Here is a 14,770-nt window from a genome sequence, read left to right as displayed (position 1 = left end):
CGTGCCGCGGCGTTGACAGGGAAAGTGCTATGTGTGGAGAGCGATATGGCCCAGCAACAGCCCACAAAGACGATCGATCTGGCGCTTCAGGGCGGCGGATCCCACGGGGCGCTGACTTGGGGGGTGCTCGACCGCATCCTCGAAGACGAACGGCTGGAGATCGCAGGCATCAGCGGGACCAGCGCTGGGGCGATGAATGCCGTGGTGCTGGCGCAAGGGTTCCACCAGGGCGGCCGGGACGGAGCGCGCGATGCGCTCGCCGCCTTCTGGCGGGCGGTGAGCGATGCGGCGCGCTTTTCGCCGGTGCAGCGCAACTGGTGGAACAGGCTCACCAGCAACTTCAACCTCGACAGGTCGCCCGGCTATCTGTACTTGGACAATATGACGCGGTTGTTCTCGCCCTATGAGCTCAATCCGCTGAATATCAACCCGTTGCGCGACCTTGTTGCCAGCACGGTCGACTTCGATCGGGTCAATTCCTGCGCGATTCCGAAGATCTTCGTCACCGCCACCAACGTTCGGACCGGCCAGGCGCGCGTCTTTACCCAGCCGCATCTGTCGGTGGAAACGATCATGGCCTCGGCCTGTCTGCCATCGGTGTACCAGGCGGTCGAGATCGACGGCGAGGCCTATTGGGACGGCGGCTACATCGGCAATCCGGCGCTTCACCCCCTCGTCGACCAGACCGACTGTCGCGACATGGTCATCGTCCAGATCAATCCGATGACCCGCCGCGAACTGCCGCGAACGGGGCGGGATATTCTCAACCGAGTGAATGAGATCAGCTTCAATTCCAGCCTCATCAAGGATCTGCGGGCGATCCAGCTGCTGCACCAGCTTATCGATGCGGAGGGAATTGAGACGGAGCGATACCGCGACATGCGGGTTCATTTGATCCATGCCGCTGAAGAATTACAGGATCTGGACTCCTCGAGCAAGCTCAACGCCGAATGGACATTCCTCACCCACCTGCACGAGCGCGGCCGGGCTTGGGCGCACCAGTGGCTAAAGGCGAATTATGACGGGATCGGTGTACGCTCCACCTTCGATCTCGACGCGTTGTTCGCCGACTCGCTTCGTCTGGTTAGGGCGCCCGAGCGGTCGAGCACCAACCGGTCAGCGGAGTAGTCGCCAATGTATGGCATCTTGGTTGTCGTCGCCGCGCTCGGTGGGCTCATTTATCTCGCCTATCGCGGCGTAACCCTGCTGATCCTGGCGCCGGGCCTTGCCATGCTCGCCGTGCTCGCCTCGCTCGAACGGCCCCTGCTTGCCAGCTACACCCAGATTTTCATGGTGGCGGCGGGCGACTTCATCGTCCAGTACTTTCCGGTCTTCCTGCTCGGCGCCATCTTTGGCAAGCTGATGGAGGACTCCGGCAGTGCTGAGGTTCTGGCCAATGCCACGATCCGCAAGCTTGGCAGCGAACGTGCGATCCTTGCCGTGGTGCTGTCCTGCGCGGCGATGACCTATGGCGGGGTATCGCTGTTCGTCGTCGCGTTCGCGGTGTTTCCGATCGCTGCTGCAGTGTTCCGTCGCGCCGACCTCCCCAAGCGCTTGATACCGGGCACCATCGCTCTTGGCGCCTTCACCTTCACCATGACCGCGCTGCCCGGTACGCCGGCGATCCAGAACGCCATCCCGATGCCTTATTTTGGCACTTCGCCGTTTGCCGCGCCGGGGCTCGGCATCCTGACCGCCCTGATCATGTTTGCGCTTGGCCAACTGTGGCTGGAGCGACGGGCGCGGGCCACCTCCGAAGGCTATGGCGATCACCCGGACACAGCACCGCTCGCCGCCACGGCCTTGCGCGACCGCGCCGCGGCCGAAGGCTTCGACATTGCCGAAATCTCCGCCGAAGCGCGTCCGGCCGAGCTGCCGTCCCTGATGCTGGCGGCAATGCCGCTTGCCACAGTAATTGCCGTCAATCTCGCCTTCACCACCCTCGTCATCCCGGCCATGAACACTGACTACCTTGCTGCTTCAGAATATGGCGCGACGACAATCGATTCGGTGCGCGGCATCTGGTCCATCATCGTTGCTCTGGTCATCTCGATCCTAGTGATGATTGCCGTGAACCGGTCGCGCCTGCCTAGGCTGAACACCACCCTCGACGCCGGCGCCCACGCCTCGCTGCTGCCGATTTTCAACACCGCGAGCCTTGTCGGATTCGGGTCCGTCATCGCCTCGCTGTCGGCCTTCGCCCTGATCCGCGATTCGGTGGTCGACATCGGCGGCGACAATCCCCTGATCTCGGTTGCGGTCTCGGTCAGTCTTCTCGCCGGTATGACCGGCTCGGCCTCCGGTGGCATGAGCATTGCGCTCACCACGCTCGGCGCCGTCTATCTGGAGACGGCCCAGGCCGCAGGCATCTCGCCCGACCTGATGCACCGGGTGACTGCGGTGGCCACCGGCGGGCTCGACGCATTGCCCCATAACGGTGCCGTCATCACGCTGCTGGCAATCTGCGGCCTGACGCACCGCGAGGCCTATTTTGACATTGCCGTCGTCGCCGTGGTTGTGCCGATCATCGCGCTGATCGTGCTGATCACCCTGGGAACGTTGCTGGGGAGTTTCTGAGAAGGAATCCCAGTCAAGTCAGCCCGGCCTGCAAAGGTATTCCGCCAGAGGCCGGTGGCGCGCGTGCAAGCATACCTCCGTGCATCGTCATCCGCGTGGAGAGGCAGCTCGCCACAAGAGAAGGTTGGACGTCAGGCCCATCCCCTCCGCGTCCATCCGGAGCCGGACGTTTAACCCGCCTGTGCCGATGTCGACACGCTCGACCAGCAATGTCACGATGCGTGCCTGCTCGGCAGGGAAGAGTTCGTCCCACAGCGGGTCGAGCTGCTGCAATGCCGCGCGGGCGTCGGCCTCGGAGACGCCGTCGGCGTGGGCACGCGCCGCCTTCCAAGTCCCCGCAACAACCTCTGGCTGTCGGAACACGACACGGAGTTGGTCGGTGACCGCGGCCTCGATCTCCCCCGCCGGCACGCGACCGACCGGGCATGATCCGGCCCCGTGCTTCAGGACGGTCTGGCTGACGTAGTAGCGGTAAAGCCTGTCGCCCTTGCGGGTGTGCCCTCGCCCACCAGCCAGAGGACGAGGTCGGCATGAATCGCGGCTCTCATCCCGGGAGCTTTGCTCCGATGCGAGAGGCCCGCCCAGCACCGAGGTGGTGAAGCCAGAACCAGGCCGATCAGCGATCAGCCTTAGGATGAGTCAGCCCCCTTGCGTCAGTCCCTGAAACCGCACGACTTCGCCAGCATCAGCGCCATGGCGAGCAGCACGAGAGAAAGCGCCTGCCGCCTGTGCTAGCGTCCTGGGCGCTTTCGGGTTTTCCCGCGGATGTTTCGATGCAATACTGCGAGGGGTCCCGTTTGATTGCTTGCCCCCCCATGCCCATGCTGAAATCGATCCTTGTTGCCTCCGATCTTTCGTCCCGCTCCACGCCCGCCGTTCAGCGTGCTGTGCGGCTCGCCGAAGTGACCGGTGCGGCGCTCTGCGTTTTGCATGTGGTCGAGGACGACCTGCTCGAAGACCGGATGCGCCACGAAATCTGGAGCGCCGAGGATTACCTGACTGCTCAGGTTGCAAGTTTCGGCAAACCCGGCGCCTGCGAAGTGGCTGTGCTTGCGGGCCATGCCTTTCACGTCATCGGGCAAGAGGCGCGCACCCGCGAAGCCGATCTGATCGTCATGGGGGCGCATCGGCGGCAGTTCCTGCGCGACGTTTTCGTGGGCACGACTATCGAGCGTGTCACCCGAACGTCGGGACGCCCGGTCGTAATGGCAAACGACGGTAGGGGCGGGCCCTGGCGTCAGGTTCTAATTGCAACGGACATGTCCGAAGCGTCAGGCCAAGCCGCCCGCAAGGCGCATGCGCTCGGCCTGCTGGACAACGCCAATGTCACGTTCGTGCATGGCTACGCACCGATCACGCGACAAATGATGACTCATGCGGGCATCCCGGCCGAGCGGGTTCACGAGGAAGCCGAGCGCGAGTTCCAGGCCACGCGTCGAGAACTTGGCCGGTTCATTCAGGGCCTCGAACTAGGCGATCTGAATTATAGCGCCCGCATCATCGAAGGCGTCGGCGCGGATGCCATCGCCGGTTTTGTGCAGCAAGCAAAGCCCGATCTTCTGGTGATCGGCACGCGCGGGCTCTCGGGGATCAAGCGTGTGTTTCTTGGCAGTGTCGCGCAGGATCTGATGGGTAGCGTCGAGATCGACGTGCTGGCGGTTCCGCCCCAGGGATGAGACGCCCGCGAGCCCATCGGCCCCTGACTGACTGCGAGGTCTGATCCATGTCCCCTCTTGCGATGGTGCTGGCCCTGCTGGGCGCGGCGGTGGTCATGTTCGCGCTTAACCGTCCGCGCATGGATGTGGTGGCAGTGATCATGATGGTCGCGCTGCCGATGACCGGCGTCATCACCATGTCCGAGGCGCTGGTGGGCCTGTCGGACCCGAACATTGTGCTGATCGCGGCTCTGTTCGTGATCGGCGAGGCGCTGGTGCGTACCGGCGTCGCGCAGCGCCTGGGCGATTGGCTGACGGCGCGTGCCGGAGCCAGCGAGGCGAAGCTGATCTTCCTCTTGATGGTGATCGTGGCAGGCGTCGGGTCGTTCATGTCCTCGACCGGGGTGGTGGCGATCTTCATTCCGATCGTGCTGCGCATCGCCCGCAACGCCCGCATCCCTGCGGGCCGGTTGATGATGCCGCTGTCGATGGCCGCGCTGATCAGCGGGATGATGACGCTGGTCGCCACCGCGCCCAATCTGGTCGTCCATTCCGAACTGATGCGGCAGGGGCACGAGGGCTTTGGTTTCTTCGCCTTCACCCCCTTTGGCGTCCCGGTCCTGGTGCTGGCCATCCTTCACATGCTGGTCGCGCGCCGCTTCCTCGCCCCGGGCACGGCGCCGGAATTGCCCGAGCGTGCCGCCCTGACAGGTTGGGTCGCGGATTACGATTTGGCCGGGCGCGAGCATCGGTTGCGGTTGCGACCCGGCTCCGATCTCGCAGGCAAGCGGCTGGATGCGCTGGACCTTCGTGCCAGTGCAGGCATCAACATTATTGCGATCGAACGCGGTAGCCGGTTTCGCCGTAAACTGATCCATCCACGCGCCGAGACTGTGCTTGAGGCAGGCGACATCCTAATGATCGATCGTCGCTTGAATGGCGCATCGGGCTTCGATCTGGACGGCTTCACGTTGGCGCACGATCTGATCGCGCTGCCGGTCTCTGGTCAGTGGTTCACCGACACGGCACAGGAAATCGGCATGGCGCAGATCATCGTGCCGCCGACCTCGCGCCTGATCGGCAAGACAGTTACACAGGCCCGCTTTCGCAGCACCTATGACCTGTCGGTCATCGGCATAAGGCACGGCACGAAACCCGTTCCCATGGACGTGATCGACGAGCCCTTGCGCGCCGGCGACACGCTGCTGACCGTCGGCCCCTGGCGTGCGATCCGCAAGCTGGCGGACGAGCGCCGCGATCTGGTGCTGCTGGAACTGCCCGCGGAATCTGATGAAGCGGTGCCCGCCCGCCACCGCGCCCCGCTGGCCGTCGGCGTCCTGGTGCTGGTGCTGGTGCTGATGGTCTGGGGGATCGTTCCGAACGTGCAGGCAGCGCTGTTCGGTTGCCTGTTACTGGGGCTCTTCCGCTGCATCGACATGGCGGGCGCGTATCGCTCGATCCACTGGCAGAGCCTGATCCTTATCGTGGGCATGCTGCCGTTTTCGCTGGCGCTACAGCGTACCGGTGGGGTCGAGATCGCGGCACAGGCGTTGCTCGGTGCGCTCGACGGTGCCTCGCCCCGGCTGGTGCTGGCGGCGATCTTCGCGGTCACCGGGCTGCTCGGGCTCTTCATCTCGAACACGGCAACGGCCGTCCTGATGGCCCCGGTGGCGCTGGCCGTCGCCAGCGCCCTCGAGGCCTCGCCCTATCCGTTCGCGATGACGGTGGCGCTGGCGGCCTCGGCTGCCTTCATGACGCCCGTCTCCTCACCGGTGAACACGCTCGTGGTGGGGCCGGGCAACTACCGGTTCGCGGATTTCCTGCGGATCGGCGTGCCCTTCGCTGCGATCTGCATGGCTGCCAGCGTGGCGCTGGTGCCGCTCGTGCTGCCATTCTAGCGACCATGCCCCGAGGCCTGAATGCCGCCAGAAGGTGGAGATGGGGTGGATGCCGCTCTCCCCTGACGGCATCGCGATGTGCCAAACTCGTTGTGTCGAAGCACAAGCTGTAGGAGAGGGCATCCATGGGAGAAGTTAGCATCATCGGCGTCGATCTGGCAAAGAACGTGTTCCAAGTTCACGGCGCGGCGGCGGACGGGTCGGTCGTGTTCCGCAAGAAGTTGTCGCGGCCGCAGTTCGCGCGGTTCATGGCGGACCAGCCGCCGTGCCTGGTGGCGATGGAGGCCTGTGCCAGCGCGCATTACTGGGCGCGGGAGATGGCGCGGCACGGGCACGAGGTCCGGCTGATCGCGCCGCACTACGTCAAGCCGTTCCTGAAACGGCAGAAGAATGACGCCGCCGATGCCGAGGCGATCGTCGAGGCGGCGCTGCGGCCGACGATGCGTTTCGTCGAACCGAAATCTGCGGAACAGCAAGCCCGGGCTGTGGCGTTCCGGACGCGCGAGCAGCTGGTGAAGCAGCGGACCGAGGCCGTGAATTCGCTCAGGTCGCACCTCTATGAGTTCGGCCATACGGCGCCCGAGGGCATCGGCTACCTGCCGCGCCTCGCAAAGATCATCGAAGATCCCGGGAGCGACGTGCCGGACCTCGCGCGGGAGATCTGCCGGATGCTCCTCGACCAGATCGCTCAGCTTACCGGCCGGATCGATGCCCTGAAGGCCAGGATCGCAGCCATGTCTCAGGAGGCGGAGATGCCGCGCCAGTTGCAGACGATGCCGGGCGTCGGCCCGATCACCGCGCTCGCGGTCGAGACCTTCGCCCCGCCGATGGAGCAGTTCCGGCGCGGACGCGATTTCGCCGCCTGGCTCGGCCTGGTGCCGCGACAGCATTCCAGCGGTGGCAAGCAGAAGCTCGGGAAAACCTCGAAAATGGGCCAACGCGATATCCGGCGATTGCTGGTGATCGGAGCCACCGCCGTGATCCGCTGGGCCTCCAGGCGAGGGGCGCCGAAGGGTTCATGGCTGGCGCGGAGGCTGGAGCGCAAGCCGGTCCCGGTCGTGGCAACTGCACTGGCGAACAAGATGGCGCGCGGCATCTGGGCGATGCTGACGCGCGGCGAAAGCTATCGCGGCCCTGTGCTGATCGGCGCCTGATCGGGAGCCGAGCGGCCATCCAGGTCACCGAGTTGTGAGGAAGACAAGATCCGAATGGGCAATTGATCGACATGATCCGGGTCGGGCAAACCAGAAACCTTCTCCGAGCCTCGAGCTCGCTCTTGGAGATGTGGCCCCGCTCCGCGCATCACCATCCCGGCCAGCGGCGCCAGTCAGCCGCACGAACAGGCCTGACAAAAGACCGCACTCGATCACATGTCCGGACGATCAGAAATTCCTTGCAAACCGAGCGGCATCCACAAAAGAAGGTTGGATATCAGGCCCATGCCCTCCGCGCCTTTCGTGCGTCCGATCGCGCGCGGACGATCCCCTTTTTTCGAAGACTGGCCGCGGTGCGGTGCGCCTTCAGGAATGTGCTGTCCATCATCAGCGTGTCGCCTTGAGCGCCTGGTTGCGCCAGCTCCTGAAATATTCTGGCGAAGATGCCCATCCGGGACCAGCGGGCGAACCGGTTATACAGGGTCTTATAAGGGCCATAGACCGCTGGCGCATCTTGCCAGCGAAGACCGTTTCGCTTGACATAGATGATGCCGCTCAGCACCTTGCAATCGTCAGATCGGGCACGCCCTCGCGCTTTGGGAAAGAAGGGCTGAATGCGTCGCATCTGCTCCGCGCTCAGCCAGAAGTATCTTGTATTGCTCTGGTTCATGACCAGCATGAATCAGTCAACATGCTGGCGTGCAAGAAAGATTTATAGGGACTGACCCTAGGTTCTCAATCAAAAAACGTACGGAGTTTGAACGTGTTGGAAATCTGGTTGCCGCTTATTGGCGGCCTTGTCTTGCTGATTGCAGGCGGCGAACTGTTGGTGCGCGGGGCCGTGCAGGTCGCCACGGGCTTGGGCGTTTCGCCACTTGTCATTGGGTTAACGCTGGTGGGCTTCGGCACCTCGACGCCCGAGCTCGTAACGTCCGTGCAGGCCGCGCTTTCGGATGCGCCGGGGATCGCGTACGGCAACATCGTCGGTTCCAACATCGCCAACATCCTGCTGATCGCGGGCATCGCGGCACTCCTGAGCCCGATTATCGTGGCGTCGTCGGCTCTCAAGCGCGACGGTCTGGTGATGCTGGCCGTGGCCGTGGCCTTCGCGGCAGCCGCTGCGGTGATGCCCATGGGGCGGGCCGTAGGCGCGGTCTTCATCCTTGCGCTCGTTGGGTACATCTTTCTTGCCTTCCGGCAAGAGCGCGCCGCCACCCCGGATCACGGAGCGGTCTACGACAAGAGCATCGCCTTGCAGGAGGTAGATCCCGCGCTCGCCCCTCCGGCGCCACCACAGGCGTCGCTCCTCGTCTCAGCCCTGATCGCCGTCGCCGGACTGGTGCTCGTCGTGTTCGGCGGCAAGTTCCTCGTCGACGGCGCCGTATCGCTCGCGCGTGGCTTCGGCATCTCAGAGACAGTGATCGGGCTGACCATCGTCGCGGTCGGCACCTCCATGCCGGAACTCGTCACCTCCATCGTCGCCGGGCTCAAAAAGCAGGGCGACGTGGCCTTCGGCAACATCGTCGGTTCGAACATCTACAACATCCTTGGCATCGGCGGCTTCACCGCGCTGATCGCGCCAGGCGTGGTCCCGGCCGAGATCGTGAGCTTCGACAACCTCGTGATGATCGGCGTCTCGCTGGCGCTGGTCGCCTTCGCCTGGACCGGGCGCAGGATCGCGCGATGGGAGGGCGCGGTCCTGCTCGCCGGCTACCTCGTCTATGTCTGGGCGATCTGGCCCTAAATCCAGGATAGCGGCGGCGGGCTCAGGCCGCCGCCTTCTGCACCAGAAGCTTGTCGATGCGCCGACCGTCCATATCGACCACCTCGACCCCCCAGCCTTGCAGGTCGATGCGCTGCCCCACTTCCGGCAACTGGCCCACTTCGTCGAGGACAAGTCCTGCAACTGTCTCGAAGTCGCGATCTTCGTCCAAGTCGAGCGAGAGCAGATCGGCGAACTCGTCGACCGGCATCCAGCCCGCGATCAGGTAGGATCCGTCGGCCCGCGTCGCAGGTCATACAGGAGGTCGGGTCTCGCCATTCCGTCGAGGGTGCTTGCGATCAATAAAAACAATGACTTAGACTGGAGAAGGTTCGACGTCAGGCCCATCCCCTCCGCCACTTCGGTATAAAACCGGGAACGCCGGTTCCCGCCGTCTTCCCTCGATCGCCGGGGCGGCGATACTCAGCTTGCCGAGTCTCGACGGAATATTGCATTGATGAAACTGGCAAAAAATCCCCACCTCGCACGTGCAAAAGTCAGGATTTCTGCGACATGGGGAGGCTGCTGGCCCAGTCATGCCAATAGGCTGCGATGGTCGAGGTTTGCTTTATGATACGATCTGGGGCCGGCGGAGCGGGCCACAGGTCCAGCCGATAACTATCGACGGGGGTATCGTTGATATTGGTGTCCAGTTCGTTGGCGGCCTGCATCGCCCGGCCTTGGTACCGCGCCCGATAGAACCCGACCGGCACGGCCATACCCACGCCACGATCGGCCGCCCATTCCATCAAGGTGATCTCTCCTCTGGGAGCTTGAAAAGAGACTTCCACAATCTCCTCCCAACTTTTTTCAAAGCCGGGGTCTGCGTCGAACAGGTTTATGGTGATGCCTACAACGCCGGTATGCAGACCGGTCATCAGAAACAATATTGCTGGCATCTGTGCTCCGCAAAGGCCATTCTTTTGACCGAGGAAGCAATCGTCCATAAACCCGTTAAATTTACCATCCAATTCGATATAAGCTTGTCCATACTGGACCTCGACATTTCCCGCGAACAGTTCGGTCACAATCCTTATCCATTTCGTCTGGCTACTTTTTGAGCTTCAGTCCACTTGGCTGGGGGGTACTCTTTGATTTCAACTGTACCGCCGGCGAGCGCGATTGTAACGACGTCGCGATCCTTTGTGACGTAAAAGGAGCAGTCGGCGACCAGACGAAGTTCATCGTCGACGAGTTCCGCAGCGAGAATGTCGGCAGAGAAACTCTCATGCAGACGCTCCCCTGCGCCACCAAGGAATCGAAGCTGCCTGCGATAGACCGCGACATCGAGGAGGTACTCCGTCCGGTCCTTGCGTCGGTCCGGGTCGTCGCTGTTGTCGATTTACACTTCAATCTTGGACTCGGGCGTTTTTGGCAATAATGTTACACTCCAATTCAGACTCAGGACGAGTGAGTCTCAATTGAAGTGTAAGGGTCTGGGCGGCTATGCGAAGGCTGCTTCCTTCTCCAAGGCTGGCCTCCAGGATTCAATGCTGTCGTCGGTGATGCGCTCGATACCATTCTGGATCGCCTCGATTGCGAGCTCGTTGAGTATCCCGAATACGCGAGCTGTGATGCCGTCACCGAGGCGAGAAAGGTGCCGTAGGCTTTGGCTTGACAAAGAGGATGGCAGCCTGAGCGGCAGGCTGCGCAGGATCGCCGTTACAAGTTCCTGGAACTCCTCATCTGCCTTCCATCTGGGCAGCACAAACTGATCCAGACGTCGGGCCAGTTGTGTGTCGCCGGCAATCGCATCACGCGCTTCCGATACGCCAAGGCAGACAAGCGACGCTTTGATCTCGTTGCTCAGATATCGCAGAAGCTGGAGGATCACCCGCTGTTCCCTCGGCGTGCCGGCGAGGAGGTTATGCACCTCGTCAAACACCAGAACACGCACATTGTTGCTTTTCAGCAAGAGGACGGTTCGGATCTCGAGTTCCATGAGGGTCAGACGTTCGTTGATGCTGGCTCCCATGGCCATGAGCAACTGCCCGTAGATCCGGCGCTCTGTCGGACGTGATGTCAACGTAATCGCTAGCACCGGCATGCTCTCCACGCCGGTGCTGGGGTTGATCGTCGGTGGATGATCGCGCTTGGACGGTGCTGCGGTGAGGAGGGGACAAACCTTCGGTGAGGCAGACTTCCCGTATACGTCGCAACAGCGCAGCAAGGCTTGGCTTCTCCTTTTTAAGCCAGAAGCCATCAACCTGCTCGGCAATGATGCGCTCGGTTCTCGGGTCGAGCCTGACAGCGCCTTCGTGAGTACCACGTTTCCTTGGTCGCAGACTTGATGTGCGTTGCGTCTTTCTGAACCGCGCAGCCAGCCGGAACAGCGTCGATCGCGGGATGCTAAACCTTTCGCGCGCAGCCGCAACAACCTCAGCGGTTACTTGCCCGCCTGTACGGCGAAGCAGATATCGAAGGAACTCTTCCGGGTTGTCATCTTGATCGGGGTTATCCGAGGATGAGATCATACCCGACACTACGGTCGATAGACCGGTCGATCAATCTCAATTTGAGTGTAACAAATGCCCGCCAGAGTCTCATTTGAAGCATAAGGCGTTACACTTCAGTCTCACGCAAACCGTTGAAAACACTCAATGCGTGAGTCCCAGCTTCAAACGTAAATTGACAGCCAGCGAACTCGCCGAATGGATCGACGCCAACGGCATGAGCCATGTCCGCAGCGCTCCGCTTCATCCGCAGACCCAGGGCAAGATCGAGCGCTGGCATCAGACGCTCAAGAACTGGTCTGCCCCCTGAAAAGTGGTCCTCCCTGAAGTAGGCTATTGAGCCTTTAGAGAGGACGTTGGAATGCCCCAGAAGAAGCACAAGCCCGAAGAGATCGTCGCGAAGCTGCGCCAGGTCGATGTCTTGTTGTCGCAAGGTCGATCGGTTGGTGAAGCGGTTCGCTCTATCGGTGTAACGCAGTTCTCATATTATCGGTGGCGCAAGGAGTTTGGTGGCTTGAAGGGCGACCAGGTGAAGCGCCTGAAAGAGCTCGAGAAAGAGAACGACCGGCTGCGCAAGGCGGTGTCGGATCTGACTCTGGAGAAGCTGATCCTGAAAGAGGCTGCCGCGGGAAACTTCTGAGCCCCGCCCGCCGTCGCCGCTGCGTCGATCATGTCATGGCGAAGTTCTCCGTCTCGGAACGCTTTGCCTGCAAGGTTCTCGGCCAGCACCGCTCGACCCAGCGCAAGAAGCCGGAAGGCAGGTCGGATGAAGAGGCGCTGACAGCCGACATCATTCGCCTAGCCTCCCGCTATGGCCGCTACGGCTATCGCAGGATCACCGCGATACTGCGGTTCGAGGGCTGGACGGTGAATGCCAAGCGTGTCGAACGCATCTGGCGGCGGGAGGGGCTGAAGGTTCCCCAGAAGCAACCGAAGAAAGGCCGTCTCTGGCTGAATGACGGATCGTGCGTCCGGCTTCGGCCGGAGCATCCCAACCACGTCTGGTCCTATGATTTCGTCGAGGACCGGACGCACAATGGCAGGAAGTTCCGCATGCTCAACATCATTGATGAGTTCACCCGAGAATGCTTGGCGATCCGCATCGATCGCAAGCTCAATTCGACCGACGTCATCGACGTCCTGTCCGATCTGTTCATCCTGCGCGGTGTGCCGGGCCATGTTCGATCGGACAACGTCCTAAGAGCGGAAGGAATTGAAGGGGACAGTCAAAGTCTCTCTGTGCGCCAGCATGCTCTTGCTGCATGGCGCTCGTCAAGCTGGGTGTTCGAACCAGGCGGCTTCCACTGGCAAAGGAAAAGGTCTCGTCCATAGCAAACACAGGGTACGCCTGGCGGCGGCCCTCACCGTCCTCAACACGAGCTACTGATCCAGGTGGAAGACCCGAACATTATCTACAGGGTCATCGCAAAGATGCCCTCACGGCCCTAGCTGACAGAGGTTCTTCCACCTGGCACCCGCCCCTCGACGAAGGGCCGGTAGTCGGAACCGCTCTTGATGACGGCGTGCACGACGCGCGCCATCTTGGCGGTAATTGCGGTCATCGCCTTGCGGCGCAGATCGGGATTGTCGCGATCGCGTGCGATGTAGCGTTCGAACTTGTGCCTGAAGCCATTCTCGCGCTGACGGATGGCCACTTGCCCGGCGATCCAGAGCGTTCGTCGCAGCCTAGCATTGCCAAACTTCGAGAGCCGGGTGTGCCCACGGTATTGACCGGACTGCTGCGTCGACAGGTCCAGCCCGCAGAACTTCAGAAACTGACGATGGTGCCGAAAGCGGCGCAGATCGCCAGCCTCGGCAATAATCGTCAGCGCATTGATGGGGCCAATGCCAGGGATCTGCCGCAGGAGCTGGTAATCCTGACTGTGCCGCAGCAGTTCATCAGCCTGCATCTCGATCTCATTGCGTTGCCTGATCAGGCTGCGCGCTTCGGCCACGACCATACGGAACATGCGAATGGCGGGGGCATCAAGGGGTAGAGGTAAACCGATTGAGGTCCGCGCTGTCTCGTAGATGTCCATGAGGAGCTGTGTCTTGCTCACCTTACGGCCGACGACATCCCAAGCCGCCTCGACGAACTCCTCCTTTGTCAGCCCCGTGACGCTGGCCGGCGTCGGAAAGGCATCGAGGAAGGCAAAGAACCAATCGCTGCGACTGTTCCCACGGAAACGATCGATCTCCGGAAAATACAGCGGCAGGTAATGCGTCAGGATGCGGTGCTGGATCTCGGTTTTGGCTTTTGCCACCGCCTCGTGCGTCTTCGACAGTTCCTGCATGTCATTGATGCCCGCGCGCAGCGGATCATGGAACGCTTGTGTTGTGTGGAGCCTGAGCATGTGCAGGATCACCTGCGCATCCTTCGGATCGTTCTTGTCCCAGCTGTTGTGCAGTGCTTCGCGTGTCCGCGCGAGGGCCAGCGATGACACCAGACGCAACTCGAAGCCAGCCTCGCCGAGGCGCCATGCAAGCGGGCGATGGTAGTTGCCGGTCGCTTCGAAGCCGCAGATCACCGGACGGCCATATGCCTGCAAGGCTTCTATGAGCCGGTCATGTTCTGAACGGGAATTGAGAACTGTCAGCCGCCGCCGGCGTCTGTGACCAGAGGCTTCGATGAGCACTTCGTTGCGCACCTTGGCGATATCGATCGCTACCAGCACTGCAGCGGCGGGTGTAGATTCCAGTTTGGTCATGGTCAGTCGCTCCAGAATGGGTTGTGAACAGACACATCCTAGAGACACTCTGACCGGCCATGACCGCCTCAGCCGGTGCGCGCCTGCAGCGAAGAGCTGCGCGCACCGACGTCTCGGCGACAGCCCAATCTTCCTTCCGCAGGTGCTACGGACCGGAGTTCATCGCCAAGGCCGTGCGGGAGTGGATCGCGGCAGTGGGAGCGAAAACCGCGTTCATCGAACCGGGCAGCCCTTGGGAAAATGGCTACTGCGAGAGCTTCAACTCGAAGCTGCGCGACGAACTGCTCAATGGCGAGATCTTCTACAGCCTCGCCGAGGCGAAGGTCATCATCGAGGCGTGGCGGCGCTACTACAACACGGAGCGGCCGCACTCATCGCTTGGATACAAACCGCCCGCACCGCAGGCAATCGTTATGCCTGCGACACCACGCGGATCGGCTCCGTCATCGGCCCAAGCGATAGCCGGAAAGCCGATCATGCATTAAGACTAAAACCGGACCACCCAGTAGGGGCAGGCCAGATCGACTGGTCGATCAATCCCATTTTGGGTGTAACAAATTTCT

The 14,770-nt window shown here is 62.0% G+C and carries 10 protein-coding genes and 6 pseudogenes; 10 read left to right on the top strand and 6 right to left on the bottom strand.

All coding sequences use genetic code 11. The features are described from left to right. Positions 1-45: 45 nt before the first annotated feature. Positions 46-1,128: a patatin-like phospholipase family protein gene (locus tag N7E70_RS28045; protein WP_148912981.1), complete on the top strand. Its 1,083-nt coding sequence runs from the start codon at positions 46-48 to the stop codon at positions 1,126-1,128. Positions 1,129-1,134: 6 nt separating this feature from the next. After that, positions 1,135-2,577, top strand: coding sequence for a GntP family permease (locus N7E70_RS28040; RefSeq protein WP_148912982.1), 1,443 nt, complete (start codon positions 1,135-1,137; stop codon positions 2,575-2,577). A gap of 87 nt (positions 2,578-2,664) precedes the next feature. On the opposite strand, the pseudogene N7E70_RS28035 reads toward N7E70_RS28040, so the two are convergent. Beyond that, positions 2,665-3,075 (bottom strand): annotated as a pseudogene (locus tag N7E70_RS28035) (zinc ribbon domain-containing protein); the annotation flags it as partial. Between the two features lie 317 nt (positions 3,076-3,392). Between N7E70_RS28035 and N7E70_RS28030 the strand changes: the two are divergent. The 3 genes from N7E70_RS28030 to N7E70_RS28020 all read left to right on the top strand — a co-directional run bounded on the left by N7E70_RS28030 (position 3,393) and on the right by N7E70_RS28020 (position 7,284). Next, a complete protein-coding gene (locus N7E70_RS28030; protein WP_161601074.1) occupies positions 3,393-4,253 on the top strand; it encodes a universal stress protein in 861 nt (286 codons plus the stop codon). 47 nt (positions 4,254-4,300) lie between these two features. Further along, on the top strand, positions 4,301-6,130 hold the full coding sequence (locus N7E70_RS28025) for an SLC13 family permease (protein ID WP_148912984.1): 1,830 nt from the start codon (positions 4,301-4,303) through the stop codon (positions 6,128-6,130). Between the two features lie 125 nt (positions 6,131-6,255). After that, complete coding sequence (locus tag N7E70_RS28020) at positions 6,256-7,284, top strand: IS110 family transposase (RefSeq protein WP_148912985.1); 1,029 nt, start codon at positions 6,256-6,258, stop codon at positions 7,282-7,284. Positions 7,285-7,580: 296 nt separating this feature from the next. Here N7E70_RS28020 and N7E70_RS28015 read toward each other — a convergent pair. Then, positions 7,581-7,954: pseudogene (locus N7E70_RS28015) on the bottom strand (IS5 family transposase); the annotation flags it as partial. Between the two features lie 93 nt (positions 7,955-8,047). Between N7E70_RS28015 and N7E70_RS28010 the strand changes: the two are divergent. Beyond that, entirely contained in the window at positions 8,048-9,028 is a 981-nt protein-coding gene (locus tag N7E70_RS28010; protein WP_089389417.1) for a calcium/sodium antiporter, read from the top strand. 22 nt (positions 9,029-9,050) lie between these two features. Here N7E70_RS28010 and N7E70_RS28005 read toward each other — a convergent pair. Both N7E70_RS28005 and N7E70_RS28000 read right to left on the bottom strand, forming a co-directional pair. Further along, positions 9,051-9,290, bottom strand: a pseudogene (locus N7E70_RS28005) (transporter associated domain-containing protein); the annotation flags it as partial. Between the two features lie 253 nt (positions 9,291-9,543). After that, complete coding sequence (locus tag N7E70_RS28000; protein WP_148912986.1) at positions 9,544-10,074, bottom strand: hypothetical protein; 531 nt, start codon at positions 10,072-10,074, stop codon at positions 9,544-9,546. A gap of 29 nt (positions 10,075-10,103) precedes the next feature. On the opposite strand from N7E70_RS28000, the gene N7E70_RS27995 reads away from it, so the two are divergent. Then, the gene (locus N7E70_RS27995) at positions 10,104-10,427 is read left to right on the top strand and encodes a hypothetical protein (protein WP_148912987.1); all 324 of its coding nucleotides are present in this window, start codon (positions 10,104-10,106) and stop codon (positions 10,425-10,427) included. A gap of 63 nt (positions 10,428-10,490) precedes the next feature. On the opposite strand, the gene N7E70_RS27990 is transcribed toward N7E70_RS27995, so the two are convergent. Then, complete coding sequence (locus N7E70_RS27990; protein ID WP_263008227.1) at positions 10,491-11,315, bottom strand: TniB family NTP-binding protein; 825 nt, start codon at positions 11,313-11,315, stop codon at positions 10,491-10,493. 359 nt (positions 11,316-11,674) lie between these two features. Here N7E70_RS27990 and N7E70_RS27985 point away from each other — a divergent pair, with 359 nt between their 5' ends. Continuing rightward, positions 11,675-11,809, top strand: coding sequence for a hypothetical protein (locus N7E70_RS27985; RefSeq protein WP_263008289.1), 135 nt, complete (start codon positions 11,675-11,677; stop codon positions 11,807-11,809). A gap of 51 nt (positions 11,810-11,860) precedes the next feature. After that, a pseudogene (locus N7E70_RS27980) lies at positions 11,861-12,693 on the top strand (IS3 family transposase); the annotation flags it as partial. Positions 12,694-12,919: 226 nt separating this feature from the next. Here the strand turns inward: N7E70_RS27980 and N7E70_RS27975 are convergent. Next, positions 12,920-14,207 (bottom strand): annotated as a pseudogene (locus N7E70_RS27975) (IS110 family transposase). Between the two features lie 149 nt (positions 14,208-14,356). Here N7E70_RS27975 and N7E70_RS27970 point away from each other — a divergent pair. Further along, positions 14,357-14,692, top strand: a pseudogene (locus tag N7E70_RS27970) (integrase core domain-containing protein); the annotation flags it as partial. Between the last annotated feature and the right edge of the window lie 78 nt (positions 14,693-14,770).

Source organism: Aminobacter sp. NyZ550 (assembly GCF_025628925.2).
In the GTDB taxonomy this organism is placed as follows: Bacteria; Pseudomonadota; Alphaproteobacteria; order Rhizobiales; family Rhizobiaceae; genus Aminobacter; species Aminobacter ciceronei.
This window is presented reverse-complemented; position numbering and strand designations above follow the sequence as displayed.

What these genes read in the sequence shown, in the direction of transcription:
- N7E70_RS28030 (WP_161601074.1), top strand. Translation starts at nt 3,393, where the DNA reads ATGCCCATGCTGAAATCGATCCTTGTTGCCTCCGATCTTTCGTCCCGC.
- N7E70_RS28020 (WP_148912985.1), top strand. Translation starts at nt 6,256, where the DNA reads ATGGGAGAAGTTAGCATCATCGGCGTCGATCTGGCAAAGAACGTGTTC.
- N7E70_RS28040 (WP_148912982.1), top strand. Translation starts at nt 1,135, where the DNA reads ATGTATGGCATCTTGGTTGTCGTCGCCGCGCTCGGTGGGCTCATTTAT.
- N7E70_RS28025 (WP_148912984.1), top strand. Translation starts at nt 4,301, where the DNA reads ATGTCCCCTCTTGCGATGGTGCTGGCCCTGCTGGGCGCGGCGGTGGTC.
- N7E70_RS28045 (WP_148912981.1), top strand. Translation starts at nt 46, where the DNA reads ATGGCCCAGCAACAGCCCACAAAGACGATCGATCTGGCGCTTCAGGGC.